Below are 26,596 nucleotides of genomic sequence, written 5' to 3' on the forward strand. Positions count from 1 at the left end.
TCCAAGTATAGGCTTTGCGGGACGGGTACGCCATGGGACCCGTCTTAAGGACGACCTTCCTTATGTCTGAGATTTAGCGGCCAAATCGGAGGTTTTCGCAGATTTTGGATGATCCGCCGGCTGCTACCATCTGCGGCTGCCTGGACTGGCCCGCCGACCCTCCCTTTTTGGGGGAGGCCGCGCCGCCAGCCTTCTTTCCCGCATGACCGTAGGAGCGCCGATGCGCCGCCTTGTTGCCCTGGCCTTGTCCATCACCGCCACGCTCGCGCCAGCCACGCTGACCCGCGCGGCCCCGGCCGCCCTGACTCCCGCCGCGGCCGCCACCGAAGCCGCCCACCAAGCGGGCATGGAAGGCTATCTCTACTTCTACCCGCTGGTCACGATGGACCTGACCCGCCGCCAGTTCACCCACCCGTCCCGCGGCGCCGAGGGCGCGCCGGCCAATACCTTTCTGCATGCACGGGCGCTGCCGCAGCCGGGCGCGGCCACGCCCTGGGCCAATCCGGACATGCTGCGCAGCGTCGGCTGGCTGGACCTGACGTCCGGGCCGGTGGTGCTGTCGGTGCCGGATACCCAAGGCCGGCTCTATGCGCTGACGCTGCTGGACATGTGGACGGATGTATTCGCCACGCTGGGCAAGCGCAGCACCGGCACGGCCAAGGGCAATACCGTGATCGTGCCGCCGGGCTGGAGCGGCGTGCTGCCCTCGGGCATGGCGCGCATCGACGCGCCCACGGCCTACGTATGGGCCAAGAATCTGATCCAGGCGGATGGACCCGCCGACTACCCCGCGGTCCACGTCTTGCAAGACGGCTTCCAGCTGACGCCGCTGGCGCAATGGAACCTGCCCGTGCAAGCGCAGCGGGCGAAGGCCGATCCCTCCCTGAATCTGCGCATCCCGGTGCGCGAGCAGGTCGAGTCCATGCCGACCGACGCCTACTTCGAATATGCGGCCGAGCTGCTGCGCAAGAACCCGCCGCATGCCACCGATCAGCCCGTGCTGGCCAGGCTGCGCGGCGCCGGGCTGGCCGCCGGCCGGCCGTTCGACTTCGCCCAGCTCGACCATCCCGCCAAACAGGGTTTGCGCCGCGGCCTGCGGGCGGCGCGCGAGCGCATGACGGCGGCGGCCGGCGCCACGGTGCGCAGCGTCAACGGCTGGCACCAGGAAACCGCCAGCATCGGCGTCTACGGCAATTCCTATCTGCGGCGCGCCCTGGCGGCGCAGGCGCAGCCAGGCGCGGGCCTGCCCGAAGACCTGAGCGTGCTGCTGCTGGCGGCCGACAGCCAGGGCGCACCGCTGGATGGCGCGCGCGGCTACACGCTGCATTTTGAAAACGGCCAACTGCCGCCCGCCGCGGCGCTGTGGTCGCTGGCGGCCTACGACGCGCAAGGCATGCCGTCGGCCAATCCGCTGAACCGCTACGCGCTGGGCGACCGTGATCCTTTGCGGTACAACGCCGACGGTTCGCTGGACCTGCGCATCAGCCATGCGCCGCCCGCGCCCGAGGAACAGTCCAACTGGCTGCCGCTGCCCGCAGCCGGCGCAGTCAGCGTGCTGCTGCGCGTCTATGCGCCCGAACCCGCGCTGCTGGACGGATTGTGGACGCCGCCCGCCCTGCTGCGCGACACCCCGCCCGAAGACACCCCGCAAGAATCCCCGGAAGCCGCTGAAAAGACGCAGCCATGACAGGCGCCTGCCGCTACCATAGGCGTTTTATCCAAGATTGAACGCCCGCCATGGACGAAGCCTTTAGCCACCAATTGTCGATGACCATCCTGATGACGCCGGACATGGCGAATTTCTCAGGGAATGTGCACGGCGGAACCATCCTCAAGTACCTGGACCAGGTGGCCTACGCCTGTGCCAGCCGGTACGCCGGCCAATATGTGGTGACCCTGTCCGTGGACCAGGTCGTGTTCCGCGAACCCATCCACGTGGGCGAACTGGTGACTTTCCTGGCGGCGGTGAACTACACCGGCCGCACGTCCATGGAAATCGGCATCAAGGTCGTCACCGAGGACATCCGCAAGAAGCTCGTGCGCCATACCAATAGCTGCTATTTCACGATGGTTGCGGTGGATGAGCAGGGCGCGCCGACCGCGGTGCCGCCGCTGGAACCGCGCAACCTGGAAGAAAAACAGCGCATGGAAGCCGCCCGGCTGCGCCGCGAACTACGCCAGGAAATGGAACGCAGGCACGGCGAGATCAAGCGGGAAACCACGCACGACGCGCAGCCCTGACACGGGATTCCCTGCACGCCCAAAGCAAAACGAGCCCAGCGGGCTCGTTTTTTCATGCGTGGTCTTTCATGCGCGGCCTCTGAGGCCAGACCGGCTTCAGGCGCGTTCCGCCGAGGCCGGAGGCGACGGCGGCGCGGCGGCGGGTTCGCGATCGCGGCCCACCATGCGCTTCAAGCCCAGCCACTGCTGCGACCAGAAGCCGCGGCCGTAATCGCGTCCGCCCAGCTCCGCCTGCTGGTCATGGATGCCCGTGGGGCCGTAGCCCACGCCGAAGCGGGCGGTGCGGAACAGCACATCCCAGATGGGGAACAGCGCGCCGAAGTTGTAGCCGCCCACCGGTCCCGGCGACGAGGCGTCGTAGGCGATGGAGTGGTGGTGCCGGTGAAAGCGCGGGCTGACCAGCAGGCGCTCGCCGATGGCGCCGAAATGCATGCGCAGGTTGGCGTGCGAGAAGCTCTGCGCCAACTGGGTGATGGCCACCACCATGACGAACTGCGCCGGCGGCACGCCCACCAGCTGCGACACGAACACCACCAGCACGTCGCGCAGCATGTCGTCCAGCAGGTGGTTGCGGTCGTCGCTCCACATGGTCATCTGGCGTTGGCTGTGGTGCACGGCGTGCAAGGCCCAGAGCCAGCCGAAACGGTGCTGGGCCCGGTGGTAGAAGTAGTCCACCGCGTCGAACAGCAACAGGTAGATGATCAGGCTGACCCAGGCCTTGTCCGTCACGCCGGGCCAGTACTGGTCCAGCTGGAACGGCGCGAACCCCCAGACGTGCAACTGGCCGAACACGCTATCCCATAGCGGCTCCACCGTGAAGAACAGCACCAGCCGGAAAGCGCCCAACCGGTGGATCAGCGTGTAGAGCACATCGATGCCGATCTGGCGGCGGTCGGTGACGGCCTCGACCGGACGCAGGCGCTGCAGCGGGCCGAACACCAGCACCAGCACGGCGACCTGCAGCAGGCCGACCAACAACCACATGGTGGCGTCGTAGCCGTCCTCGATGAAGTTGCTCATGCCCAGGTGGAACAGCGCGGGCTGAATCGCCGTTTCGAAGAGCCATTGCTGGCACTCTCCGAACAATTGACTAAGCGTATCCATGATCAATGATGCGTAGCGATCCAATCGCGGTAGGACGGATGCGTATCCAAGGTAGCAAAACAATAGCCCTTGCGCTGCAAACCTTCAATCAGCGGCTCCAGCACGGCCGGCGCCCAGGGGTCCTGGCGCGACCAGATGCCCAGGTGCGCCAGCAGGATGTCGCCGGGCTTGATGGTGCGCAGCGCCTGGTCCAGCAGGCGGGCGTTGGGGTATTTGTCGCTGGGCAGTTCGTCGCCCAGGAAACCGGCGGGCGCCCAGCCCACGTGCTCGAAGCCGCAGGCCTTGGCCGCCTTCAGCAGCGCGGGCGAGGTCTTGCCGCCCGGCGCGCGGTAGATCGGCAGCATGTTCTTGCCCGTCATCTGATGGAAACGGGTGACGGACCGCTTGATCTCGGCGCAATACTGCTCGGGCGTCCATTCGGCGCGCTTGCCCGCGTCCGGACCGGCGCTGGGCTTGACGCGGAACTTGCCGTCGGGGAGATCCGCCTGCCAATAGACGTGGTCATAGGTGTGCGAGCCGAAGACATGGCCTTCGGCCGCGCGCGCTTTCCACCAGGGCGCCCACACGTCGTCCAGGCTGGAGCCGTCGGTCAGCGTGCGCTCGTTGGCCAGGAAAAACGTCACCTTGACGTTGTGTCGGGCCAGCACGTCGGCGATCAGCGGGGCCACGCCCATGTGGCCGGTATCGAACGTCAGGTAGACCGGTTTGTCGCAGGTAGCGGGCGCGGCCATTCCCATGGCGGGAAAGGCCAGCGCGAACACGACCGCCGCGCGGAGGCGTTTTGCCGCCGGGCCGTCCCAAGGCAAAACCGCCCCCTTGGGGGGCAGCAAGCCCGCGCAAGCGGGCGCGGCGTGGGGGCTCTTGCTACCGCGTGGGAGCATGGTTCAGCGTCCAGACGCCATGGGGCGACTTGCCCACCGGCACCTGATTGACCACCTTTTTCTGCTCCAGGTCCACCACGGTGAGCTTGCGGGCCCAGCGCGAGGTGACCAGCAGGGTCTTGCCGTCGGCCAGCACGTCCATGCAGTCCGGACCGCCCGGCACCGGGAAGGTATCGGTGACGGCCAGCGTCTGCAGGTCGATGCGGCTGATGGAATTGGCGGTACGGTTGCTGACGAACAGGTGGCGGTGGTCGCCCTGCGCGCGGAAGGCGTGGGCGCCCGCGGCGGTCTTGATGCGCGTCACCAGCTTGGCCGGGCCGTTGCTGACGTCGTAGGCCTCGACGTAGGAGTCGCCGGTCAGTGCCACCAGCAACGTCTTCTGGTCGGGCGTCAGGAACACGTCGGCGGGCGTCTTGCCCACCGACACCGTCCATTTCGGCGTCTGCGTGGCCAGGTCGATGGCAATGAGCTGATCGCTGTCCTGCAGCGTCACGTAGGCCGTGGTGCTGTTCTTGTCGATCATGATGTGGCTGGGCGTCTTGCCGGCCTGGATGCGCTTGACCAGCTTGAGGTCGAAGCCCTTTTCCAGCGGATGCCAGGAATAGATGTCGATGTGGTCCAGGCGGTTGGCCGCGGTCACGAACCACTTCATGTCCGGCGAGAATTGCAGCTGGTAGGGATCGACGATGCCGGTCAGCGTGCGCTGCACTTCACCGGTCTTGGGATCCATCAGCGTGATCGAATCGCTGGTGGCGTTGGCCACCATGAGCGACTTTTCGTCGGGGGTCAGGTACAGGTGATGCGGCTCTTTGCCCGTGGGCACGCGCCGCAATTCCTTGTAGGTGGCCGGATCAACGATGCTGACGTTGGCGTCCAGGGAGTTCAGGACGAAAATCGGGGCCGAGGCGGCCGCGGCGCTAAGCGCCATCCCTACGCCGAACAGGGCGTAGCGGACAAAATGCATGGGGTTCAATTTCTAGGTCCGGCAAAGGGGTATCGGGCAGGGTCCCGGTGCTCGCCATTTTAGGCACAGCGGGCTGACAAAAGGGCATCGTGCCGTGCCAGCCGGACAAACGGACACGCCTGTTGCGACCCAGCAACAGGCGTACGCCGATTACTCCCCGAAAACCGGAAAAATCATTTGCTGCCAACGGGTTGCACGTCGGCATCGGTCCAGGTTCCGGCACGGATATCGCGTTCCCGCAAGGCCGCGGCGCGCGCTGCGGACGAGGGTCCCAGGTCGGCCTCCAACACGCGCCCGTCGGGGCCGACGACGAAGGAGTCGATGCCGGTCTGCCCGTAACGCGCCGGCCAGGCGACGATGTGATACGAGCCGCCGTCCGCGCCCGGTATCACCTTGTACCGGTAGCCGTAATAAGCATCGTCCAGCGGCACCTCCGGCCCCATGCTGAGCGCGTCCAAGCCATAGGCCTGCTGCGGGGCGCCCGGCACCTCGGGCCAGTACAGCCCGTCGCGTTGCCCCGGACGGCTGACCAGGCGGCTCGCGTAGCGCCCCTGGCCCACGCCGTCCTTGTAACGACCTTGCGCGGCCTGCAGCTCCCGCAGGGTCTCGATGGCGGTCAGTTCGTTGCGGCCGATCGCGCGGCGGCGGATTTCCGCCGTGCCCGCCGCCGGGTCGAAACGCCAGCCCTGCCCGGCGCGCACGATGGGCACGGGCAGGGTCCAGCCCGAATCCCCGACCGCCAGCCAGGAACGGCCGCCATCGGCCACGATCTCGTGCTTGCGCGACCAGGCCGCCAGGAAACGGTAGATGTCGTCCTGCGCCACGCCGCCCGGCACGATCTTGCTGTGATTCGGCCCCAACACCTTGGCCAGTCCGTCGAGGTCGCCAGTGGCCATGGCGTCGACGAAGGCGTCGGCGGCGGCCTGCGGGCTCGGATACAGGCTTTGCGCCGCGGCGGGGGCCGCAAGGCCCAGCGCCAGCAGCGACGCGGCGCCCAGCGCGCGCAAACGAGCAATGGTCATGAGAGTTCCCTTGTCCATGGTGCTTATCTCCGGCCGCCGAAATGTCCGCCGCCGCCGCCACCACCACCGCGTCCGCCGCCTGCGTGTCCGCCGCCGCGCGGACCGCCGCCACCGCCGCCGCGGTTCATCTCGCTGCGCGTGTGCTGCTGCCGCATTTGGTCGCCGTTGCCGGCGCCGCTCAGCGCGTTGGCGCTATTGGAGGCGCGGCCACGATCGCGCGCGGCCGCTTCGTCGGCGCGCTGGCGCTGGGCTGCAGCTTGACGGTCCTGCGTGGACACGCTGTTGGACGGCCGGTTGTGCTGCGCCTGCCCGCCGCCTTGCGCCCGGTCGCGAGCCCCTTGCCCCCCCTGCCCGCCTTGTCCAGCCCGTTGTTGCCCTTGGCCTTGCCCGCGGTTCGCCGCAGCATCGCCTCGGCCCGCCCCCTGGCCGCGCCCCGCGCCCGGTTCGGCATGGCCGGGGATGGACTGCCCGGTGCGGCCTTCGAACGACTGCGCCGCGCGCTGGCGCGCGGCATCGCGGGAGTTCGGCGCTGCCGCCGCGCCCGGCGAGCGGCCGCCCTGGCCCTGCGCCCGGTTCTGCACGCCAGCCTGACGCTGGCTGTCGAAACGTTGGCGGCTGGCCTGGTCCGCATACGGGGTGTTGCCGCGGTTGGCCGGGTTGTGCTGCCAGGTGGTCCTGTTGTTGTTGTTGATGTTGTTGCGGTCGATTCGCTGGTTGACGTTGATGTTGTTGTAGCGATTGACGTCGATGTCGACGTCGTTATGCCCCCAATCGAACCCGCCCCACATGGAGTTGACCGCAGCCACGCCCAGGCCGAAGCCGATGCCGGCCACCAGCGAGGTGGCGAACACCGAACCCGGAGGCGGCGGGTAGTAGTAAGGCGGATAGGAGGGGTAGGCCCAGGTGCCGTACACCACCGTCGGGTTGTAGCTGGGCACGTACACGACCTGCGGATCGGCCGGCTCGATCACCACGACGGTCTTGTCGTTGGTCGTGCTGGAGGTGACCTTCTGCTGCGGCGTGCTCTTCAGGTTGCCGGCCTTCTGCGCCTGGACGCGCAGCCTCTGGACCGAATCCATGACGGCGTCGGGCTGCGCCAGGAAGGCGTCGCCCACGGATTTCACCCAGTCCGGCTGGCGGCCCATCATGTCCATGACCGACGGGAAGGCCACCAGGGATTTGACGCTGGGATCCCAGGATTCGCCCTCGACCGCCTTGACGGCCTGGTCGCCGGATTCCGAGGTATGCGCGGCCGACCATTTGGCGGCCGCCGCGACATCGTCGGGGTAGGTCGCGCCCATGAGGATTTGCGAGAGCAGCGAATCCGGATACAGCGCCACGGGCGCCATCAATTGATCCAGTTGCGCGTTGTCCAGCTTGGTCTGCGCCGTGGCGGGAAGGCAGACAGCCAACCCCAGGCATAACCAGCCGATGAACCATCGTTGCAGTCGACGCATTTTCCGTTCTCCGTGAATCGCCAAGCGTAAAGCCACAAGCCAGGAGGAACTGCCGGATATCGCGCTGACAATATATGCCTAACCCCGGCGCAGGGGAAGCGCCGGCGCGGATCTGCTTCGGTTCACAGTTTGGCGACGGAAACCTCGGTCGCCTTGACGAAAGCCAGCACCTCGGTGCCGACCTCCAAGCCCAGTTCCTTGACCGACCGGGTGGTGATCACCGAGGTCACGATGCCGGCCGGCGTATCCACGTCCACCTCGGACACCACCGGACCCAGGATGATCTCCTTGATCTTGCCGCGGAACTGGTTGCGGGCGTTGATGGATTGAATGCTCATGGTCTTGCTCCTGGAGTGAAGAGCGGCGTCATGCCGCCCATGGGGGAATCGCCGAGCGCGGTCTCAGACCGCCAGCCGCAGGTGTCGGATCTGGATGACGGGCGCCAAGGGCCGCGCGGCGTCCGGCGTGTCTTGCAGACGCAACGCGGCGCGCAGCACGCGGGCCTCCAGCGCGGCGAATGCGGCCGAGCCGCGCACCCGAGGACGCGCCAGGCCGACGCGCTCGTCCAGCGCCACGCCGCCTTCGTCCAGCACCAGGATGCGATCCGCCACCGCCACGGCCTCGGCCGCGTCGTGGGTCGCCAGCACGGCGGTAAATCCCTGCCGGCGCCAGATATCCTCCAGCAGCCGCTGCGCCTCGATGCGGCTCAGCGCGTCCAGCCCCTGAAACGGTTCGTCCAGCAGCAACAGGCCGGGACGGCGCGCCAGGGCCCTGGCCAGCGCCACGCGCTGGCGCTGCGGCTCGGACAACTGCGCGGGCCAGTCGCCGCCGCGGCCGTCCAGGCCCACCTGGCGCAACGCTTCGGCCGCCTGCGCCGTGCCGGGCAGGCCCAGGGCGACGTTGTGCAGCACGGTCTTCCAGGGCAGAAGGCGCGCGTCCGGCAGCAGGAGGCGCACGCGGCCGTCACGCTCCCAGACGGGAAAATTGTCGAACAGCAGCGGCGGACGGGCCGGCTCGCCGCCCTGCTCGCCGCTGGGCGCGAGCTTGCCGGCCAGCAGATGCAGCAAGGTACTCTTGCCGCTGCCTGCGCGCCCGACCACGGCCACGAACTCGCCGGCCGCAATCTCCAGGTCCAACGCCTGCAATGCGATGCGGTCGCCATGGCGCTTGGCGAGCTTGCGCAAGGTTACGCGCAGCGCAGTTCGCGGCTCGGCCTCGGGCATTTCGTCCGGCTCCGTACGCTGGCGCACGTCCAGGTGCTGCAGCAGTTCGAACTCATTGGGATTGATGAACATCATCGCGGCCTCCAGCGCAGCAGCCAGCGCTCCAGCGCGCTTACCAGCGCCCCCGAGCCCAAGCTGAGGACCGCGTAGAGCGCAATCGCCAGCAGCAGGATCGTCACGTCCGGCGGACCGTTGCCCAGCCATTGCGGAATTCCCGGCGCAGTCGGCGTCGCGAACAGTTCCAGTGCTATCAGGGTCAGCCATAGCAGTCCCAGCCCCTGCTTCAAGCCCGTCAGGATGAACGGCAATGCGCCCGGCAGATGCACATGCCAATAAAGAGACCAGCCGCTCAGGTCATGGGACCGGCCGGTGTCGACCAGCGCCGGATCCGCCGCGCGTATGCCGCGCACCGCCTGGTACAGGAGCGGTGCAAGCAGGCTCAGCGCCGGCAGCGCCTGCCTGGCCGTCTCGCTGCCGCCCAGCCACAGCGCCGCGAGCAACGCGCCTCCCAGCCAAGGCAAGGCCGGCGTGTCGGGAGCGGCGCGGACGCGGGTGCGGCGCATCGGTCAGACGCTGAAGCCGCCCGCTAGCGCGAGCCGGCCCAGATCGTAGGATGGGTTGGAAACGGCGGCGCGCGGCAATACCAGCTCGGACAGGCGCTCCACCGAGTCCTCCAGCCGCCGGCGGACTTCCCCGTCTATCTCGCCCGCGCCGAACTCGTCCACGCGTACCTGGGTATCGGTGGCGTAGACGCCCGCCAGGATGTGGCGCGCACCCAGCGCCGACAGCACGGGCTTCAAGCCGTACTCCAGCGCCAACAGATGCGCCGGGCTGCCGCCCGTGGCGATGGGCAACACCACCTTGCCGGCCAGCGCCTTCGGATCCAGCAGGTCCAGTACCGCCTTCAACCCGCCGGAAAAGGAGGCCTGATAGACCGGCGAGGAAATCACGACCGCATCTGCCGCCGCCACGCGGGCACGCAGCGCGTTGGCCGCGGCGCCGGCGTAATTGCCTTCTATCAGGTCTTCGGCGGGGATATCGCGCAAGCCCAGTTCGCCCACGCTCAACCCGCGCGGCTGCAGGATCCCGGCGGCGTGCCGCAGCAGCACCGCGGAACGGGAGCGCTGCGACGGACTGCCGGCGATGGCGAGTACACGGGCGTGAGCCTGGTGACGTGGCGATGACATGGAAGGTTGTTTGCGGCTGTGGGTTCAAGGAGTCGAACCGATTCTGTCATCGCCGCGCTGCGTCGAAAAATACTTAGTCGATATGAGGTTATGTTGAAACGCAGGTTCGGCCGCTTTGGGAAATATGCGAAAAGCACAGCCCGCCCTCTCGTCCGTATGCAGGACTGGCTTGCACCAGGCGGCGAGCCTATACTGGATTGGCTAGTTGCTCCCGATTCCTTTTCGAAAGGAGAGGCAACATGTATAAGCACCTGCTCGTCGCCGTGGATGGCTCCCTGCTGTCTGAATCGGCTTTCAAGCGCGCTCTTGTTTTCGCCAAGGAAATGGGAGCCACCATCACGCTCATCCGCGCCATTCCGGAGGACCATCTGCTGGTCTACCAGGCCGAAATGCTGGGCACCACGCAGGCGCACCACACCGACCAGGCGCGCAAGAACGCGCAAACCTACCTGGACAACCTGGAGATGGAAGCGCGCCACGCGCTGGTGCCGTGCAACGCCGTGGTCACGGTCAACGACCATCCGCACGAAGCCATCGTCGAGGCGGCGCAGAACCAAGGCTGCGACCTGATCATCATGGGTTCGCACGGTCGCCACGGCATGACGGGCTTCTTGCTGGGCAGCGAAACCCAGCGCGTGCTGGCGCGCACCCGACTGCCGGTGCTGGTGTACCGATAATCCGGCAGGCGCGGCCGTTCAGGCGGCGGCCAGCGCGTGCTGGAAGGTAAAGCTGTCGGAATACATGTGGTCCAGGCTGGCGCCGCGCGCGGCCAGCAGGCTCTTGGCTTGGTGGATCATGTCCGGCGCGCCGCACAGGTAAAAGGCGTGCTCGGACAGATCCTGGTGGTCTTCCAGGACCGCCTGCTGCACGTGGCCGCGGCGGCCCTGCCAGTCCGCGCCCGCGCGCGACAGCACCGGCACGAAGTTGAATTCGTACAGCCGCCCTGCCCAGCTTTCGATTACGTCGCGCAGGTAGAGGTCGGCCTCGGTGCGCATGCCCCAGTAGAGCGTGACGGGCGGGCAGTCCTCGTTGTCCAGCAGCGATTCCAGGATGGCCTTGATCGGCGCGATGCCCGTGCCGGTGGCCATCATGATGAGCGGCCGCCAGTCTTCCTCGTGGTAGCTGAACACGCCCAGCGGCGCTTCGATCTCCATGCCGGCGCCGGCTTGCGCCTGGCCCAGCCACTGGTCGGTGTAGCGGCCGCCTGGAATGCGGCGCACGTGGAAATCCACCAGGTTGCCGGCGGGCGCCGAAGCCATGGAAAAGCTGCGCGTCTCGCCGTCGGGCAGCACCACGTTCATGTACTGGCCCGGCACATACTCCAGGCCCGCTTCGGGCAGCGCCAGCGTCAGGTGGATGACGTCGTCGCAATACCGTTCGATGCGGTGGATGGTGGCGGGCAGGCGGCGCGGTTCGGGAAACGACTGCCGGCTGCTGGCCACGCTGATGCAGAGATCGCCCAGCGGCCGGGCCTGGCAGGCCAGCGCGTAGCCTTCGGCCGCTTCTTCGGGCGTCAGGGCCATGGGGAACTCTTCATACTCCACGGCGCCGAACTCCAGCTTGATGCGGCAGGTGCCGCAGCCGCCGAAGGTGCACTCGTGCGGCAGCTTCACCGCCGAGCGCTCGGCGGCCTGCAGTACGGATTCGCCTTCTTCGACCTGGAACGATTCGTCGGTTTGCAGGATGTGCACGCGGTATGCCATGGCCGGCCTCGCTTATTTCTTGATATCCGCCTCGACCAGCACTTTCATGCCGCGCGGCTCCAGCAGCGCCGCCAGCGCGGCAAGCGCGGCCAGGCCGGCCTTGGTGTCCTGTTCGCCGTTGCCGCCGCTCAGGCCCACGCCCCCGATCACCTCGTTGTTCACCACGATGGGAAAGCCGCCGACGAACACGGCGAACTTGCCGTCAAAGCTCCACTGGATGCCGAAGGCCTCGTTGCCAGGCAGCGCCGGACCGTTGGGCGGAGTGTTGAACAGATGGGTGGAACGCTTGTGCCCGGCGGCGGTAAAGGCCTTGTTCCAGGCGATCTGCGGGCCGGTGATGCGGGCGCCGTCCATGCGCTCCAGGGCGATGGGATAGCCGCCGTCGTCGACGATGCAGATCGACTCCAGCACGCCGATTTCCTCGGATTTTGCGATGGCCGCGCGGACCATCACGCGCGCTTCTTCCAGTTCCAGACGATAGACCTGCTTCATGGGGATACCTCTTCTGCTTGCGATTGGGAGCCGCGGCCTCAGCCGGCGCGGTAGACGGTCTTGATCTGCGTGTAGAACTCCAGGCCCACCCGCCCCGATTCGCGGAACGTGGAGGTGCTGGAATGCTTGAGCCCGCCGAACGGCGCGTTGATCAGGTTGCCGGTGGTGGTCCGGTTGATCTTCACCGTGCCGGCCTGGATGTCGCGGGCGAAGCGGTGCGCATAGCGCGCATCGGTGGTGGCGATGGCGGCCGACAGGCCGTATTCGGTGTCGTTGGCCTTGGCGATGGCGTCTTCGTAGCCGTCCACTTCGATCAGCGCGATCACCGGGCCGAAGATCTCTTCGCGGGCGATGCGCATCTGCTGCGTGACGTCGGTGAAGAGCGCCGGCGACACGTAATAGCCGCGCTCGAACCCGGCGCCCGTCAGGCGGTCGCCGCCGTACAGGTGGGTGGCTTCCTGCTTGCCTGCCGCCACATAGCCCAGCACGTTGTCCAGCTGCTTGGCCGTGGCCAGCGGCCCCAGATCGAAGTTGCCGTCCAGGCCGTTGCCGATGGTCAGCGCCTTGATGCGGGCCAATAGCTTGTCGGTATAGGCCTGGCGCACGCGCTTGTCCACCAGCACCCTGCTGGTGCCGGTGCAAGCCTGGCCGCTGAGCGAAAAGCCGCCCTTCACGGCCAGGTCCACGGCGCGGTCCAGGTCGGCGTCCGCCAGCACGATCAAGGGGTTCTTGCCGCCCAACTCCATCTGCGTACGGGTGGTCAGGCCCGCGGTCCGGTGGATCTGTTCGCCCGCGGCAGTGGAGCCGGTAAAGGAAATCGCCCGCACCGCGCGCGCGCCGGTAATGGCCTCGCCCACCGCGCCGGCCGGGCCGGTCAGAAAGTTCAGCACCCCGGCCGGCAGGCCGGCTTGGACGAAGGCTTCGGTCAGGCGGTAGCCCGACATGGGCGCGTCGGACGAGGGCTTGAACACCACGGTATTGCCCGTGATGAGCGCCGGGGCGATCTTGCGGGCGGGAATGGAGATGGGGAAGTTCCAGGGGGAAATCACCGTCACCACCCCCAGCGGCTCGCGCTGGCTGTAGACCACCATGTCCGGGTCGTCGTTGGGATAGGTCTCGCCCGTGAAGGACTGCCCCTCCACGGCGTAGAAGCGGATCGTCTGCGCCGAACGCAGCACCTCGTCCTTGGCCAGGTTCAGGCTCTTGCCCTCTTCCCGTGTCAGTTCGCGGGCGATGTCGTTGGCGTGGTCTTCCAGATACTGGGCCGCGCGGAACAGGATGGCCGCGCGCTTGGAAATCGGGGTATCGCGCCAGCCGGCGAAGGCGGCTTCGGCGGACGCCACCGCCTGGCGGGCGTCTTCCGCGTCCGACACCTGGAAACGGCCCACGATATCGCTGGTGTCGGCCGGGTTGATGTTGGGCGCCGTCTTGCCGGTGCCGCTGGGCACCCAGCTGCCGCCGATGTGGTTCAGGAATGTTTGCTGCGAGAGGTCGTCCACGGGAGCTGTTCCTTAATCTGCGCCCGGCTGGCCGCGATTGCCTGGGCGGGTTGGCTTATGAACATTGTATACTTTAATCAATATGGATCGATACGTGTAAACCCCTGCTTCAGGGCGCCCCCCCTGGAAAAAAGGGTCCCCGCAGGGACCCCAAGGCAGCGCCACAAACCGGTATCAACTCCAGATCAGCACCGCGCAGATCGTCGAGACGAATAGCGCCAGCAGCACCGGCAACAGCAGGGCGCGCACCAGCGACAGCACGTTGACCCGCGCAAAGCCCGCCACCGCGATCAGCGAGGACCAGGCGATCAGCGTGCCGCCACCCGTCCAGACCGCACCCATCTGCCCCACCGCCGCCAGCGTCGCCGGGTCCACACCCACCACCGGCCCCAGGGCGCCGGACAGGGTGCCGGTCAAGGGCAGGCCCGCGAAGCCTGAACCGTCGATGCCGGTGATCATGCCGACCAGCAGCACGCCAAAGGCCACCAGGAAGTGGTTTTCGGGAATCAGGTGCTGGCCGGCGGAAATCACCTCGAACAGCAGGCCCGGCGCCTGCGCTTGCGGCACGCCCAGGATCTGCGCGGCGGTCTCATTGGCGCCCACGAAGAAGAAGCCCGCGATCGGCAACACCGAGCCCATGGCCTTGAAGGCGAACACGAAGCCGTCGGTGACGTGCTCCGGACAGACGTCCAGCATCTTGCGCGGGCCTTCCGCGGCCAGGGTCACCAGCATCATCACGACGAAGGCCACCCCGCCCACCAGCGCCGCCGCGTCGCCGCCGCGCAGCGCGGGCAGGGACGGGAACAGGCGCGGCAGCACCATGACCGCGATCACGGCCAGAAAGGCCAGCGGCGTCACGACGGCAAAGGTCTTGGACCAGCGCACGCGGCGACGCTCTTCGTCGCTCAGGGCCGGGCCGCTGGGTAGCGCGGGGTCCGCGCCCATGGTGCCGCGGGCCAGCTCGGCCTTGTCGAACGAGCCGGACTGCTCGATGCGGGCCAGGCTGCCGTCCTGCGCCCGTGCCTGCCAGGCGGACAGGAGCCCGGCGTCGGCCGGCACGATGTGCTTGCGGATCAGCAGGTAGGCCGCCACCAGCGCGACCCCGCCGGTGATGAGCGACAGCACCAGCGCGCGGTCCGCGACCACGGCGGCGCTGACCGCCGCCCCGGCAGCCTTGGCGCTGATGCTGGGCGCCACGCCGATCACGTAGTCCGAGGACAGCGCCATGCCCTGTCCGGCGATGGCGATGGCCATGGCGCCCGCCAAGGGCGGCAGGCCCGCCGCGATGGCAGCGGGCAGCAGGATGGCCGACACCAGCGGCACCGCAGGCGTGGGCCAGAAGAACAGCGAGATCACATAAGTACAGAGAGCGATGATCAGAAAGGACGAATGTCCGCCCCGCATGACGCGGCGAAACGGCTGCACCATGCGCACGTCCGCCTGCAGGGTTTTCAGCGCGTTGAGCAGCGCCGTCATGAAGGTGATCACCAGGAAGATGTTGAACAGCTCCTTCGCAGCCACGAAGCTGGCCGAGAAAATGCCGATCAGGGCGCTGATCGGATTGCCCGTGATGGCAAGCACCACCAGAAAGGTGCCGATCACCGACGGCACCACCACGTTGGCCCGCAGAATCATCGTCAGGATGATGGCGGCCACGCTGATCAGGTACATCCAATGAGCAGCGTTGAGCACTACGTCCGCTTGCATGTGCTATTCCCCTTGTATGCGTGGCTGTTATGGCGCCACGTTCGGTATACTATATTTCGTTTGTAGCCATACCAATCAAAATATGCAGCGCCTAGGGAAAGCGATAATTCTGAAAAACCCATGAATAACGCCTAAAAATCAGGGGATTACCCTAGTTTTTGCAGCATCTCATGAAATTCAGAAAAATCCTGGATAGACTATCGTATACATAGTAACGATTAAGCCGGGCATGACATCCTCCCTGCCGTACCCCGATCTCCTCCAGTACGCCACCATGGCCGCCGTGGTGTTCGGCGCCGCGATCGCACAGGGCGTGGGCGGCGTGGGCTTCGCCATGTTCGCCGCGCCGGTGGCGGCCATGTTCTTCCCGCAGCTGGCGCCGGGGCCGCTCTTGACGCTGGGCGGTTTCATTTCGCTGTTGACCGCGTTGCGCGAGCGGGCCGCCATCGACTGGCCTTCGGTGTCCTACGCGCTGGCGGGCCGCGCCGTCGGCACGTTGATCGCGATCTACGCCATGACGCGCTTCGCGCCGCAGGCGTTGGGGGTGCTGTTCGCCGCCCTGATCCTGGTGGCCGTGGCGCTGAGCGCGGCCGGCCTGCACTTTTCCGCCACGCCCGGACGCGTGTCCGGCGCGGGCGTGGCCTCGGGCATCATGGGCACCATGACCTCGGTGGGCGCACCGCCCATCGCCATCGTGATGCAGCACGCGGCGCCGCCGCGCCTGCGCGCCACGCTGGGCATGGTGCTGTTCCTGGGATCGATCTTCTCGCTGGCCATGCTGGCATGGGCCAAGCGGTATACGGGCTATCACGCCGGGCTGGCGCTCAGCCTGGCGCCTTTCCTGCTGGCCGGTTTTGCGGTCTCCAACCGGCTGCGCCACCGCCTGCCGCCGCGCGCGGTGCGCAGCGTGCTGCTGGCGGTATGCGCCTTGGGCGCGCTGGGCGTGCTGGCCAAGGCTTTTTGGGGACACTGATGCGGCGCCCCGCCAAGCCATGCAGCTACACCCGGTAATACAATGGAGACTGTATCCATTACGCCAAACCTGCTCGCCATGACAACCTCACCCGTCAGCCCGCAAGCCGCAGCAACGCAGCATTCCGCCTCGCTGAAGATCGGCGAGCAGCATCCGCAGTTGTTTGCCGTCATCCGCGACAAGCTGCGCGAGCGCATCCTCAGCGGCGAGTTCACGCCCGGCGACCGCTTGGTCGAAGGCCGCCTGTCCGAAGAAATGGGCGTGTCGCGCATCCCGGTGCGCGAAGCGCTGCGCGCCCTGGCCGCCGAAGGCCTGGTGACCATCGAGCCGCGCCGCGGCGCGTCCGTGTCGGTGCTGTCCGACGCGGTCGCCTACGACATGGTGGAAGTGCGCGCCACGCTGGAAGGCCTGAACGCCAAGCTCGCGGCGCAGCGCCGCGATGAGAAAACCGTGGAACGCCTGCAAGCCTTCCTGCGCGAAGGCACGGAAGCCGCGCGCAGCGAACAGCTGGACAAGTTCCTGGCGCTGAATTCCCAGTTCCATGAAATGCTGGCGACCATCGGCGGCAACGTGGTGCTGACCGACCTGATGCGTTCGCTGCGCGATCGCACCGCGCTGCTGTTCGCGCCCAGCAACATGCTGCGCGCCAAGCAGAACTGGGATGAGCATTCCCAGATCCTCAATGCCGTCATCGCCGGCAACGGCGACCTGGCCGCGCTGCTGGCCAGCCAGCACGTGCACAACGCCGCCAAGGCCTATACGGAAGCGCAGCAGCAGCCGCACGCGTCGGTGGCCTGACTCGGCGACACGCCAGAAGCTGACACCACCGCGACGGCCGCGCGGCCAGGGGCCTCGGCTACCGGCCGCGGCCTTGCAGCCCGCGGCAGCAACCCTCAGGTCGCTGCTTCCACCGGATCGGACGCCGCGCCGACCACCACGCCCTTGCCATTCTGGATCACCCACGAGACCTTCACGTCGCCATTGACGAAGGTCTGGCAGGCCATGCGGTAGCCGGCCTCGAAGTCTTCCGGACGCAGGTGCTTGCGCTCCTTCGGTTTGATGGCGTCGGTGTTTTCCAGCCCTTCCTCGATGCGGCACTTGCAGGTGCCGCACAGGCCGCCGCCGCACTTGAAGGGAATGCCGCCTTTTTCCTTGAGCGACACGCGCAACAGATTGCTGTTCTCGGGCGCCGTGGCGACCAGGCCGCCATTGGAGATGAATGTGATCTGGACCATGTTGTTCAGTGCTCCGCGGCGACCGCGCCCGGGCGCAGCGTCAAGGTCGATTCCATGCTGCCGAAGCGCGTCAGGTGAGCCAGTTCCTTGCGGGCCGCTTCCACTGACGCGAACTTCTCCAGGAATTTGGAAGGCACGCGATTGACCACGTAGGGCGGCGTTTCCTCGGTGACGATGAGCTTGGTTTCGCCATGCAGGCGGGCGATGCGGTAGACGGCCAGCGCGCGGCCGTAGAACGCGTAATCGTAGGTTTCAAGGATATCCACCGCGCCGTCGTCGGCTTCCGTGCGGAACACGCCGGGCTTGGTGGTCAATATGACGTACACCGGGTCCATGGCCGCTATGCCTCCACGTCCTGGACCAGCTCGATGTCGCTGGTGAGCCAAAGCTGGCACGCCAGCCGGTAGCCCTGGTCGATGCGTTCGCCCAGCTGCTTCTTTTCCTTCCAGTTGACCGGCGGCAAATGCTCGGCCCCGGCCAGCACGCGGCAGGCGCACTTGGCGCACTTGCCCATGCCGCATTCGTAGCGCAGATGCGGATACGGAAACTGCTTGATGCCGGCCCGCACCACCAGATTGGTGTTGTCCTTCACCACGTCGGTGTAGGTCTGGCCGCCCTTATGAAACACGATGGTAGGCATGGATTTTCTGCTCTGGGTTCTGCGGGGCCGCGGCCGTCCGGCGCTCGGCGCCAGACGGTCTTGCGGTGTGCTCAGGCGGCAAGGCCCAGTTCAGGCAGCGTGATTTCCTGCTGCACGTAGTCGGTGTAGAGCGCGGTCGTGTACAGCAGCCGCATCTGCGCGCCGATCTCGCAGATCTTCAGGCAGCGCTGTTGCAGGTCCACCGTGTTGGCGTGCTCCAGCACGATCTGGTAGCCGCGTTCGCCGTGGATTTCGTCGGACACGATATGCAGGTCGAAGAACTCCACTTCCTCGTCGGTGAAGCCGTACTTCTCGCGCAGAGTCGGCGTCTGCTTGCGGTAGATGGACGGCACTTGCGATTCCAGGCCCACCACCAGCCCGGCCACCGCCACGATGGGATCCTCGCGCATGGCCACGGCGTAGCACCAGCTCTGCAGGGCGCGGGTGGTGGGCGACATGTTGTCGGGGTTGGTGACGCGTTCGCGGGTGGTGCCGCAGGCTTCGGCAAAACGGATCAGCAGGTCCGTGTGGCGGTCGCCGCCGATTTCCTCTTCATACATATTGGCCAGCAGGAAGTCCTTGGCCTCGGTGTAGGAATCAGGCGTGCGTGCGTACAGGTAGCCCAGGTAATCGGCGAACGGGCCCACGTAGTGGTAGTGGTTCTCGGCCCAGCGCTGCAGATGCTGGCGGCTGAGCTTGCCTTCTGCCCAGGCGATGGAAAAGGGCGAAGCGTTGGCGCTCTTGCCCTTGATCGCGTTTTCCAACGCGGTACGGAATTCATCTCGGTTCATCAGTTCAGCCATGACGCGCTCCAGGTCCAGTGGTGAAGACTCCAGGCTGGTCTAAGCCCGGGCATGATGCACATTGTATACCGTCTACTATTTTGAACTGCTAGGGCAATCCCGGAGATCGGTCAGATGTTGCCCAATAAACAGGGACAGTCTTTATGGATCAATGACTTGGCGTGTGCAGGCGGGGGTTGGCCGGAATGCGTGTACGCTGGTACAATGAATACACTTTCAATGCAATACGGAAATACCATGAATACCCGCCATCCCCTGGGAGACGCCCCGATCGGTCAACAACTGCTGACGCATTACGCCCGCCGCGATGCCGTGCGCCACGCCACGCCGCTGTTTCCTTCGTCCTGGGCCGAGCTCTTCGCGCCGTTTCGCAACGCCCGCTTGCAGCCGCTGCGCGCGACCAAGCCCGCCGCGCGCGCGCACGACGACGCGCCGGTCTGCCAGGCAGGCTGATTCCCGGTTGGAGGCCCGGCGCGTTCGGCCGGGCAGAAAGATGAAAAGCGCCTAGGCGCCGCGCAGCGCGGCGTCCCGCCGCCGGTTCCAGGCGGCCAGCGCCAGCACCAGGAAGAATCCCAGCGTATAGGCCAGCATGTCCCACCAGTCGGGCACGCTGCCCAGGATCACGCGCAATACCGGCTGCTCCAGCCGCCAGCCGAAATGCCGGGCCAGGTACTGCCCCAGTTCCACCGCGTAGCCGGTGAACAGCGCGGCCAGCGCCAGCGGCAGCACGTCCGCGCGGATGAAGCTGCGATACACCAGATAAGCCCAGCCCACCGCCACCACGTCGCCCACGAAGCCCCGCAACAGGGGATAAGGCGCGCCCAGGGTGGCGATCAGCGCTTCCAGCGCGGTTACGGCCAGCAGCGCGGCAAAGGCGCGCTTGTTGAAGGTCAGGATCATCGGTGCGGAAAACGCGGAAATTGAAACGGGCAGCGCGGACGTTAACGCATTTGTCAGGCCACCGCGCGTAGGCTCGTCTGAACGCGCCGGGGCAGGGCGCTGACAAGAACGAGGAGACACCAAGATGAGCACATTCGACCCGAATGGGCGCCGGCGCTTCCTGCGCCAGGCCTGTACGCTGGGCGCCACCGGCACGCTGGCCGGCCATGCGCTGACCAGCCTGGCGGCGCCGGCCACCGTCACCCTGCCGTTCGCCAACGGCGAGCGCGACCTGATCGCCTATCCGCAGAAGCGGCCCCTGATCCGCCAGACCTCGCGCCCGCCGCAGCTGGAAACGCCGTTCGCGGTCTTCAATGAAAACATCATCACGCCCAACGACGCGTTCTTCGTGCGCTACCACCTGGGCAATATTCCCACCGCCATCGACCTGAACACCTACCGCATCAAGGTCAGCGGGCTGGTGGACAAGCCGCTGGAGCTTTCGCTGGCCGATCTGAAGCAGCAATTCGGCAAACCGGTGGAGCTGGTGGCCGTCACCCAGTGCTCGGGCAACAGCCGCGGCTTCTTCGCGCCGCGCGTGGGCGGCGGGCAGTCGGGCAACGGCGCCATGGGCAATGCCCGCTGGCTGGGCATCCCGCTCAAGCGCGTGCTGGAGAAAGCCGGCATCCGCGCCGGCGCGCGCCAGGTGACGTTCGAGGGCATGGACCGCCCGGTACTGCCCGGCACGCCGGAATTCGTCAAGGCGCTGGACGCCGCCCATGCGCTGGACGGCGAGGTCATGCTGGCCTATGCCATGAACGGCGCCGACCTGCCCATGCTCAACGGCTATCCCGTGCGCCTGGTGGTGCCGGGGTACTACGGCACCTATTGGGTCAAGCACCTGGCCGACATCAAGGTGCTGGATAAGGAGTTCGACGGCTTCTGGATGCAGAAGGCCTACCGCATTCCCGACAACGATTGCGCCTGCACGCCCCCGGGCAAGGCGCCGGAAAAAACACGCCCCATCGGCCGCTACAACGTGCGCAGCTTCATCACCAGCCTCGCAGAAGGCGCGCGCGTCGCCCGCGGCAAGCCGGTGCAGGTGCGCGGCATCGCCTTCGACGGCGGCAAGGGCATACGCGAGGTCCAGTTCTCGTCGGACGGCGGCAAGACCTGGCAGGCCGCCAAACTGGGCCGCGACCTGGGCCGCTACTCCTTCCGCGAATGGCACGCCGATTTCACGCCCAAGGCCGCCGGCGACTACATGCTGAAGGTCCGCGCCACCAACACGGCCGGCGAAACCCAGCCGCTGGACCCGCTGTGGAACCCGGCCGGCTACATGCGCAACGTGGTCGAAGCCGTCCGCGTCACCGCCGCCTGAGGAGAGCGCCATGAACCGCCATTTCCGTCGCTGCCTGCCGGCGCTCGCGCTGGGCCTCGCCTGTTTGGCCCCGGCCGCCCAGGCCCTGGAGATCAAGCTGCCCCAGGAAACCGCCACCCTGCATCCCGGCACGGGCGCGGGGGCCCAGCATGCGGCCCTGTGCCTGATGTGCCATTCGGTGGACTATGTATCGTCGCAGCCGCCCATGCCCCTGGGCTTCTGGGACGCCGAGGTCAAGAAGATGGTGGGCACCTACGGCGCCCCCATTCCCGCCGACCAGGTGCCGCTGATCGTGGAATACCTGAACCAGGCCTATCCGCCGGCCCCTGCGCCGGCCCCGGCCGCCAAGCAATAGGCGGCCCCTGGCAGCAGCCCCCGGGGCGGCGCGCGGCCGCCCCGCGGTGGCGCGCGCGCTCCCATCGACCGCTGGCTTAGGCGTACCATTACCCGACCCAGACCACGTCCGACAGGAGCGCCTACCCGGCGCGCCGGAAGAACTCCATGCTGCAACCCGTTTCGGCCAACACCGATCTGCCCACGGACGCACCCGCCGCTCCCGCCCCCGTGCTGCAGGTCAGCACGCTATCCCCCTTCGCGTTTCCGGCCTTCCGCATCATCTGGATCGCCAATCTGTTCGCCAACCTGGGCACCTGGGCGCAATCCGTCGCTGCCGCGTGGATAATCACCACCGAACAGAGCAGCCCGCTGATGGTCGCCATGATCCAGGTGGCCGCCGCCTTCCCGCTGGTGGCGCTGTCCATCCTGACTGGCGTGCTGGCCGACAACTACGACCGCCGCAAGGTCATGCTGACCGGCATGCTGCTGGAGCTGACAGGCGGCGTCTTCATCACCATCCTGGCCTTTGCCGGCCTGCTGCATCCCATCACGCTGATCGCGTCGGTGTTCTGCATCGCCATCGGCAGCGCCATCGTCACGCCGGCCTGGCAGGCCGCGGTGGGCGAACAGGTCCCGCGCGCCCACGTCGGCAGCGCGGTGCTGCTGAACAGCGTCAACTTCAACGTGGCGCGCGCGGTCGGCCCGGCCATCGGCGGCCTGCTGCTGGGCGCCATGGGCGCGCCCTGGGTGTTCCTGCTGAACTGCTTCTGCTACGGCGGCCTGATCTGGGCGATCTGGCGCTGGAAGCGCGACCTGCCGCTGCGCCGCCTGCCGCCCGAAGGCATCCTGGAAGGCGTGGTGGCGGCGCTGCGCTACACCCAGCACTCCACCGTCACGCGCGTGGTGATGCTGCGGTCATTCGCCTTCGGCCTGTCCGCCAGCGCGCTGTGGGCCTTGCTACCGCTGCTGGCGCACGAACATGAAGGCGGCAGCGCCCTGCTGTACGGCTACATGCTGGGCGCGCTGGGCCTGGGCGCCATCCTCGGCAGCGCCGTCGTACGCCGGGTGCAGGCCGCCTGGGGCGCGAGCGGCCTGATCAGCGCCGCGGCGGGCCTGCTGGCCGCATGCCTGCTGGCGCTGGGCCTGACCGGCACCCTGTGGGTGGCATTTCCCGCGTTGCTGCTGTCAGGCAGCTGCTGGATCGGCGTGCTGGCCACCTATAACACCACCGTCCAGATGCTGGTGCCAGACTGGGTCAAGGCGCGCGCGCTGGCGCTGTACCAGACGGCCATCTTCGGCGGGCTGGCGGCGGGCTCCTTCATGTGGGGCCATTTCGCCGGCACCATGGGCGTTTCCGGCGCCCTGGCCACCGCCGGCATCATGCTGGGCATCACCGTCGCGCTGATGTACCGCTCGCGGCTGCCCGAACATCTGGACACCACGTCGCTGGCGCGGGCCGACACCACCGAGCCGGCGATGGCCGCGGTAGGCTTCAACACGCAGCACGGCGCGGTGCTGGTCGCCGTGGAGTACCTGATCGAAAAGGAAAAACTGTCCGCGCTGATCGGCGCGACGCACCCGCTGCGCCTCATGCGGCTGCGCAACGGGGCGCAGCAATGGCAACTGTTCCGCGACCTGGAGCGCGAGGGCGTCTGGCGCGAGGTCTTCCTGGTGGAAAGCTGGATGCAATACCTGCGCATGATCGACCGCATGACGCTGGAGGACAAGATGGTGCTGGACAAGGTGCGCGCGCTGCACGCCGGCGACAAGCCGCCGGTGGTGTCGCGCAACGTCAGCTACCTGGCCATGAACGAAGCGCAAGGTTTCTCGCTGCGCCGCGATCCGGAATCCCTGTAGGCGCCAGCGCCGCCGTACTTCAGGCGGCCGTTTCCGGCACCCAGCCCGCGGCCGTGCGGCGCATGCGCGGCGACTCGAACGCGCAGGCCACCGATATCGGCGCGCCCTCCGCATCCACCAGCCGCTCGCGCCAGCGCTCGCCCTGGCACATGGCCACGACGATGCCCGCCACTTCCGCGCCGCAGCGCGCCAGCAGTTCCAGCGCGGACAGCATCGTCTGCCCCGTGCTGACGGCGTCGTCCACCACCAGCACGCGGCGCCCCGCCAGGCTGCCCGCCAGATTCGGATCCACGTACAGCAGCTTGCCGGCGTCCGGCGTGGTCAGCGACTGCACCGGCACGGCCAGGCGTTCGTCGTACCAGTACTTGCGCGAATAGCCGAAGGGCACATAGCGCGTGAACCCCAGGCCGCGCGCCACCATGGGCGCGAAAGCGAGGCCCAGCGTCGGCAGGCCCACGACCACCTCGGCCTCGAAGACGCGCGCGCGCTCGGCCATGAAGCCGGCCAGTGCGTCGACCACTTCCAGGCTGGCATGGTTGGCGATCAGCGAGGCCACGCAGCGGTCAGGGTCGCCGGGCACGCCGCGCAGCGGCAGTACCAGATAGCGGCCGTCGGGCAGCCGCGCGGGATAGCCGCGGGAATAGGGCGGGTCTGCCGGCAGCGTCAGCGCATCGGCGCTGACGATCTCCTGCCAGTAGTCGGTGGTGGCGTCGAAGGCAGGCGCGCCGGCGGTGGTCAGGTCGTGTGAGGCAGTCATGCGTCGCGGAAAGTAGCGGCGGCCGGTCAGCGCGCGCCGGCGGCCAGATAGGCTTCCGCCAGCGTCACCCAGTAGCTGGCCGTGACCGGCAGGATGCCGTCGTTGAAATCGTAGTCGGGGTTGTGCACCATGCAGCCGCCTTCGCCCTCGCCATTGCCGACGATGAAATAGCTGCCAGGCACCTGTTCCAGCATGAAGGCGAAATCGTCGCTGGCTTGCAGCGGCTCCAGGTCGGGGATCAGCAGGCCTTCGCCGAGCCAGCCGCGCGCCACCTCGGCCGCGAACTGCGTGGCATCCCGGTCATTGACCACCGGCGGATAGCGCCAGCGATAGTCCACCTGGACGCTGGCGCGGTGCACCGCGGCCTGCGCGGTGGCGATCGCCGTGATGCGTTCGCGCAGCAGCGCGCGCGTTTCAGGGCGGCGCGCGCGCACCGTCAGGCGCAGCTCCACCGTCTTCGGAATCACGTTGGGCGCGTCGCCGCCATGGATGGCGCCTATGGTCACCACCGCCATGTCGTTGGGATCGATCTCGCGCGAGACGATGGTCTGCAGGGCCAGCACGATGCTGGCCGCCGCCACGATGGGGTCCACCGCCACGTGCGGCATGGCCCCATGGCCGCCCACGCCGCTGACGGTCAGGATCACCGTGTCGGACGAGCTGTACATCACGCCGGAGCGGAAGCCGAAATGGCCGGTCGGATAACCCGGCTCGTTGTGAAAGCTGTAGACGGCGTCGCACGGAAAGCGTTCGAACAGGCCGTCGGCAATCATCTTCTGCGCGCCGCCATGGCCTTCCTCGGCCGGCTGGAAGATCAGGTGCACGGTGCCGTCGAAACGGCCGCGCTCGGCCAGCGCGCGGGCCGCGGCCAGCAACGTGGCCGTATGGCCATCGTGGCCGCAGGCGTGCATCTTGCCGGGATTCTGGCTGGCATAGGGCAGGCCGGTGGTCTCATGGATGGGCAGGGCATCCATGTCGGCGCGCAGGCCCAGCCGGCGCGCGCCGCTGCCGCGGCGCAAGGTGCCCACCACGCCGGTCACGCCCAGGCCGCGATGCACCTCGTAGCCCCAGGCCGCCAGCCTTTCGGCCACCAGCTCGGCCGTGGCGACCTCTTGATACGCCAGTTCGGGATTGGCGTGGATGCGATGGCGCAGCGCCACCATCTCTTCCTGGATGGCCTGGATCTCGGGCAGCACGGGGGGTGTATTCATGGCATGGCTTCCTGCAAAGGGGCAGGCCTATTCCTGCTGGATGTTGGCGCTCTTCACGATGTGCGCGTACAGGGCTTTTTCCTTCTTCAGGAAAGCGGCAAAATCCTGCGGCGTGCCCTGTCCGGGCATGGCGCCGCCTTCGGCCAGGCGCTTTTGCACCTCGTCCATGCGCAGCACCGCGTTCAGTTCCTGGTTCAGCCGCTCGACCACGGCGGGGTCGGTGCCTGCCGGCACGAACACGCCGGTCCAGGTGTTGAGTTCAAAGCCCTTGAGCGCCGGCGTCTCGCCAAACGCCTGCACCTGCGGCAGCGTGTCAACGCGCGCGGCGGACGTCACGCCCAGCGCGTGCAGTTTCTTCTGCTGCACCAGCGGCGTGGCGCTGGTGGTCACCAGGAGGCCCAGGTCCACCTGGCCGCCCATGACGTCGTTGGTGATCTGCGCGCCGCCACGATAGGGCACGTGCACCAGCTTGACGCGGGCCTGGTCCTGCATCACCTCCATGGCCAGATGCAGCACGGTGCCCACGCCGGACGAGGCGTAGGTCAGCGTGTCGGGTTTCTCGCGCGCCAGCGCGATCAGCTCGTCCATGTTCTGCACCGGCAGGCCCGGACGCGCCAACAGCACCACGGGCGCGGTAGTCACCAGCGCCACCGGCGTCAGGTCGGATTCGGCGTCGTACTTCACGGCCGAGTTGATCAGCCGGGCCACGCTGATCGGACCGTCAAAGCCCATCACCAGCGTGTAGCCGTCCGGCTTGGCGTGCACGGCCTTGGCCACGCCCAGCACGCCGCCCGCGCCCGCCACGTTGTCGACGATGACGGACTGCTTGAGGCGGTCCGACAGCTTCTGCGCCACCAGGCGCGCCGTGGTGTCGACGTTGCCGCCCGGGCTGAACGGCACGATCAGGGTCAGGGGCCGGGCTTCCGGCCAGGTGTCGGCGCCGGCAGCGGGGGCAAGGCACAGCGCGGCCGCCAGCGCGGACACGGACAGGAACAGGCGTTTGAACATGGAAGGAGCGGGATCGGAGCGAGGGGCGCGCGCGGA

The 26,596-nt window shown here is 67.5% G+C and carries 30 protein-coding genes; 9 read left to right on the forward strand and 21 right to left on the reverse strand.

Features of this window, described 5'->3' with window-relative positions:
- Positions 1 to 220 precede the first annotated feature (220 nt).
- The gene (locus tag ACZ5YA_RS20805; protein ID WP_464091170.1) at positions 221 to 1,687 is read left to right on the forward strand and encodes a DUF1254 domain-containing protein; all 1,467 of its coding nucleotides are present in this window, start codon (positions 221 to 223) and stop codon (positions 1,685 to 1,687) included.
- A 50-nt stretch (positions 1,688 to 1,737) separates the two neighbouring features.
- Positions 1,738 to 2,241: an acyl-CoA thioesterase gene (locus ACZ5YA_RS20810; RefSeq protein WP_059377136.1), complete on the forward strand. Its 504-nt coding sequence runs from the start codon at positions 1,738 to 1,740 to the stop codon at positions 2,239 to 2,241.
- Positions 2,242 to 2,337: 96 nt separating this feature from the next.
- On the opposite strand, the gene ACZ5YA_RS20815 is transcribed toward ACZ5YA_RS20810, so the two are convergent.
- The 9 genes from ACZ5YA_RS20815 to ssuE all read right to left on the reverse strand — a co-directional run bounded on the left by ACZ5YA_RS20815 (position 2,338) and on the right by ssuE (position 10,079).
- The gene (locus ACZ5YA_RS20815) at positions 2,338 to 3,345 is read right to left on the reverse strand and encodes a sterol desaturase family protein (RefSeq protein WP_280016742.1); all 1,008 of its coding nucleotides are present in this window, start codon (positions 3,343 to 3,345) and stop codon (positions 2,338 to 2,340) included.
- 2 nt (positions 3,346 to 3,347) lie between these two features.
- On the reverse strand, positions 3,348 to 4,082 hold the full coding sequence (locus ACZ5YA_RS20820; protein WP_118932354.1) for a polysaccharide deacetylase family protein: 735 nt from the start codon (positions 4,080 to 4,082) through the stop codon (positions 3,348 to 3,350).
- Positions 4,083 to 4,209: 127 nt separating this feature from the next.
- The gene (locus ACZ5YA_RS20825) at positions 4,210 to 5,190 is read right to left on the reverse strand and encodes a YVTN family beta-propeller repeat protein (protein ID WP_013391071.1); all 981 of its coding nucleotides are present in this window, start codon (positions 5,188 to 5,190) and stop codon (positions 4,210 to 4,212) included.
- Between the two features lie 173 nt (positions 5,191 to 5,363).
- Positions 5,364 to 6,212 (reverse strand): DUF2950 family protein, encoded by an 849-nt coding sequence (locus ACZ5YA_RS20830; RefSeq protein ID WP_240633235.1) that lies wholly within the window; start codon positions 6,210 to 6,212, stop codon positions 5,364 to 5,366.
- Positions 6,213 to 6,235: 23 nt separating this feature from the next.
- A complete protein-coding gene (locus tag ACZ5YA_RS20835) occupies positions 6,236 to 7,669 on the reverse strand; it encodes a DUF3300 domain-containing protein (RefSeq protein ID WP_251878614.1) in 1,434 nt (477 codons plus the stop codon).
- A 122-nt stretch (positions 7,670 to 7,791) separates the two neighbouring features.
- Entirely contained in the window at positions 7,792 to 8,007 is a 216-nt protein-coding gene (locus ACZ5YA_RS20840; protein WP_054455309.1) for a TOBE domain-containing protein, read from the reverse strand.
- 63 nt (positions 8,008 to 8,070) lie between these two features.
- A complete protein-coding gene (locus ACZ5YA_RS20845; protein WP_118932334.1) occupies positions 8,071 to 8,967 on the reverse strand; it encodes an ATP-binding cassette domain-containing protein in 897 nt (298 codons plus the stop codon).
- Positions 8,964 to 9,455 (reverse strand): ABC transporter permease, encoded by a 492-nt coding sequence (locus tag ACZ5YA_RS20850; RefSeq protein ID WP_118932333.1) that lies wholly within the window; start codon positions 9,453 to 9,455, stop codon positions 8,964 to 8,966. Before ACZ5YA_RS20850 ends, ACZ5YA_RS20845 begins: the two co-directional genes overlap by 4 nt.
- A gap of 3 nt (positions 9,456 to 9,458) precedes the next feature.
- Positions 9,459 to 10,079: an NADPH-dependent FMN reductase gene (gene ssuE, locus ACZ5YA_RS20855; RefSeq protein ID WP_118932332.1), complete on the reverse strand. Its 621-nt coding sequence runs from the start codon at positions 10,077 to 10,079 to the stop codon at positions 9,459 to 9,461.
- Positions 10,080 to 10,318: 239 nt separating this feature from the next.
- On the opposite strand from ssuE, the gene ACZ5YA_RS20860 reads away from it, so the two are divergent.
- Positions 10,319 to 10,756, forward strand: coding sequence for a universal stress protein (locus tag ACZ5YA_RS20860; RefSeq protein ID WP_059377110.1), 438 nt, complete (start codon positions 10,319 to 10,321; stop codon positions 10,754 to 10,756).
- 18 nt (positions 10,757 to 10,774) lie between these two features.
- Here the strand turns inward: ACZ5YA_RS20860 and ACZ5YA_RS20865 are convergent, their stop codons facing one another.
- The 4 genes from ACZ5YA_RS20865 to ACZ5YA_RS20880 form a co-directional block, all read right to left on the reverse strand.
- On the reverse strand, positions 10,775 to 11,782 hold the full coding sequence (locus tag ACZ5YA_RS20865; RefSeq protein ID WP_464091171.1) for a 2Fe-2S iron-sulfur cluster-binding protein: 1,008 nt from the start codon (positions 11,780 to 11,782) through the stop codon (positions 10,775 to 10,777).
- A gap of 12 nt (positions 11,783 to 11,794) precedes the next feature.
- Positions 11,795 to 12,274 (reverse strand): GlcG/HbpS family heme-binding protein, encoded by a 480-nt coding sequence (locus ACZ5YA_RS20870; protein ID WP_059377103.1) that lies wholly within the window; start codon positions 12,272 to 12,274, stop codon positions 11,795 to 11,797.
- 38 nt (positions 12,275 to 12,312) lie between these two features.
- Positions 12,313 to 13,773: an aldehyde dehydrogenase family protein gene (locus tag ACZ5YA_RS20875; protein ID WP_059377100.1), complete on the reverse strand. Its 1,461-nt coding sequence runs from the start codon at positions 13,771 to 13,773 to the stop codon at positions 12,313 to 12,315.
- A gap of 174 nt (positions 13,774 to 13,947) precedes the next feature.
- Positions 13,948 to 15,480, reverse strand: a complete 1,533-nt coding sequence (locus ACZ5YA_RS20880) for a hypothetical protein (protein ID WP_059377097.1) — start codon at positions 15,478 to 15,480, stop codon at positions 13,948 to 13,950.
- Positions 15,481 to 15,709: 229 nt separating this feature from the next.
- Here ACZ5YA_RS20880 and ACZ5YA_RS20885 point away from each other — a divergent pair, with 229 nt between their 5' ends.
- Both ACZ5YA_RS20885 and ACZ5YA_RS20890 read left to right on the forward strand, forming a co-directional pair.
- Positions 15,710 to 16,453, forward strand: a complete 744-nt coding sequence (locus ACZ5YA_RS20885; RefSeq protein ID WP_118932329.1) for a sulfite exporter TauE/SafE family protein — start codon at positions 15,710 to 15,712, stop codon at positions 16,451 to 16,453.
- A 78-nt stretch (positions 16,454 to 16,531) separates the two neighbouring features.
- Positions 16,532 to 17,251, forward strand: coding sequence for a GntR family transcriptional regulator (locus tag ACZ5YA_RS20890; protein ID WP_059377095.1), 720 nt, complete (start codon positions 16,532 to 16,534; stop codon positions 17,249 to 17,251).
- Between the two features lie 95 nt (positions 17,252 to 17,346).
- Here the strand turns inward: ACZ5YA_RS20890 and ACZ5YA_RS20895 are convergent, their stop codons facing one another.
- The 4 genes from ACZ5YA_RS20895 to ACZ5YA_RS20910 all read right to left on the reverse strand — a co-directional run bounded on the left by ACZ5YA_RS20895 (position 17,347) and on the right by ACZ5YA_RS20910 (position 19,131).
- Positions 17,347 to 17,697, reverse strand: a complete 351-nt coding sequence (locus ACZ5YA_RS20895; protein ID WP_041652092.1) for a 2Fe-2S iron-sulfur cluster-binding protein — start codon at positions 17,695 to 17,697, stop codon at positions 17,347 to 17,349.
- Complete coding sequence (locus tag ACZ5YA_RS20900) at positions 17,694 to 18,023, reverse strand: ferredoxin (RefSeq protein WP_118932328.1); 330 nt, start codon at positions 18,021 to 18,023, stop codon at positions 17,694 to 17,696. Before ACZ5YA_RS20900 ends, ACZ5YA_RS20895 begins: the two co-directional genes overlap by 4 nt.
- 5 nt (positions 18,024 to 18,028) lie before the next feature.
- Positions 18,029 to 18,328: a 2Fe-2S iron-sulfur cluster-binding protein gene (locus tag ACZ5YA_RS20905; RefSeq protein ID WP_054455328.1), complete on the reverse strand. Its 300-nt coding sequence runs from the start codon at positions 18,326 to 18,328 to the stop codon at positions 18,029 to 18,031.
- 71 nt (positions 18,329 to 18,399) lie between these two features.
- On the reverse strand, positions 18,400 to 19,131 hold the full coding sequence (locus ACZ5YA_RS20910) for a TenA family transcriptional regulator (protein WP_054455904.1): 732 nt from the start codon (positions 19,129 to 19,131) through the stop codon (positions 18,400 to 18,402).
- 237 nt (positions 19,132 to 19,368) lie between these two features.
- Between ACZ5YA_RS20910 and ACZ5YA_RS20915 the strand changes: the two genes are divergently transcribed.
- Positions 19,369 to 19,584 carry a hypothetical protein gene (locus tag ACZ5YA_RS20915; RefSeq protein WP_118932353.1) on the forward strand — a complete coding sequence of 72 codons (216 nt, stop codon included), beginning with the start codon at positions 19,369 to 19,371 and terminating at the stop codon, positions 19,582 to 19,584.
- A 51-nt stretch (positions 19,585 to 19,635) separates the two neighbouring features.
- Here the strand turns inward: ACZ5YA_RS20915 and ACZ5YA_RS20920 are convergent, their stop codons facing one another.
- Positions 19,636 to 20,031, reverse strand: a complete 396-nt coding sequence (locus ACZ5YA_RS20920; RefSeq protein WP_059377089.1) for a DUF2809 domain-containing protein — start codon at positions 20,029 to 20,031, stop codon at positions 19,636 to 19,638.
- A gap of 124 nt (positions 20,032 to 20,155) precedes the next feature.
- Between ACZ5YA_RS20920 and sorA the strand changes: the two genes are divergently transcribed.
- The 3 genes from sorA to ACZ5YA_RS20935 all read left to right on the forward strand — a co-directional run bounded on the left by sorA (position 20,156) and on the right by ACZ5YA_RS20935 (position 23,584).
- Positions 20,156 to 21,391: a SorA family sulfite dehydrogenase catalytic subunit gene (sorA, locus tag ACZ5YA_RS20925; protein WP_118932327.1), complete on the forward strand. Its 1,236-nt coding sequence runs from the start codon at positions 20,156 to 20,158 to the stop codon at positions 21,389 to 21,391.
- Between the two features lie 10 nt (positions 21,392 to 21,401).
- Positions 21,402 to 21,746, forward strand: coding sequence for a SorB family sulfite dehydrogenase c-type cytochrome subunit (gene sorB / locus ACZ5YA_RS20930; protein ID WP_059377085.1), 345 nt, complete (start codon positions 21,402 to 21,404; stop codon positions 21,744 to 21,746).
- Between the two features lie 146 nt (positions 21,747 to 21,892).
- Positions 21,893 to 23,584 (forward strand): MFS transporter, encoded by a 1,692-nt coding sequence (locus ACZ5YA_RS20935; RefSeq protein ID WP_464091172.1) that lies wholly within the window; start codon positions 21,893 to 21,895, stop codon positions 23,582 to 23,584.
- Between the two features lie 19 nt (positions 23,585 to 23,603).
- On the opposite strand, the gene ACZ5YA_RS20940 is transcribed toward ACZ5YA_RS20935, so the two are convergent.
- From ACZ5YA_RS20940 to ACZ5YA_RS20950, 3 genes are read right to left on the reverse strand one after another with little or no spacing between them, the layout of a single operon-like run.
- Positions 23,604 to 24,341: a phosphoribosyltransferase gene (locus ACZ5YA_RS20940; protein ID WP_464091173.1), complete on the reverse strand. Its 738-nt coding sequence runs from the start codon at positions 24,339 to 24,341 to the stop codon at positions 23,604 to 23,606.
- 26 nt (positions 24,342 to 24,367) lie between these two features.
- Positions 24,368 to 25,552 carry a M20 aminoacylase family protein gene (locus ACZ5YA_RS20945; protein ID WP_464091174.1) on the reverse strand — a complete coding sequence of 395 codons (1,185 nt, stop codon included), beginning with the start codon at positions 25,550 to 25,552 and terminating at the stop codon, positions 24,368 to 24,370.
- A 27-nt stretch (positions 25,553 to 25,579) separates the two neighbouring features.
- Entirely contained in the window at positions 25,580 to 26,560 is a 981-nt protein-coding gene (locus ACZ5YA_RS20950) for a Bug family tripartite tricarboxylate transporter substrate binding protein (protein ID WP_059377068.1), read from the reverse strand.
- Positions 26,561 to 26,596: the final 36 nt, after the last annotated feature.

The organism is Achromobacter sp. JCM 18799, from assembly GCF_055395645.1.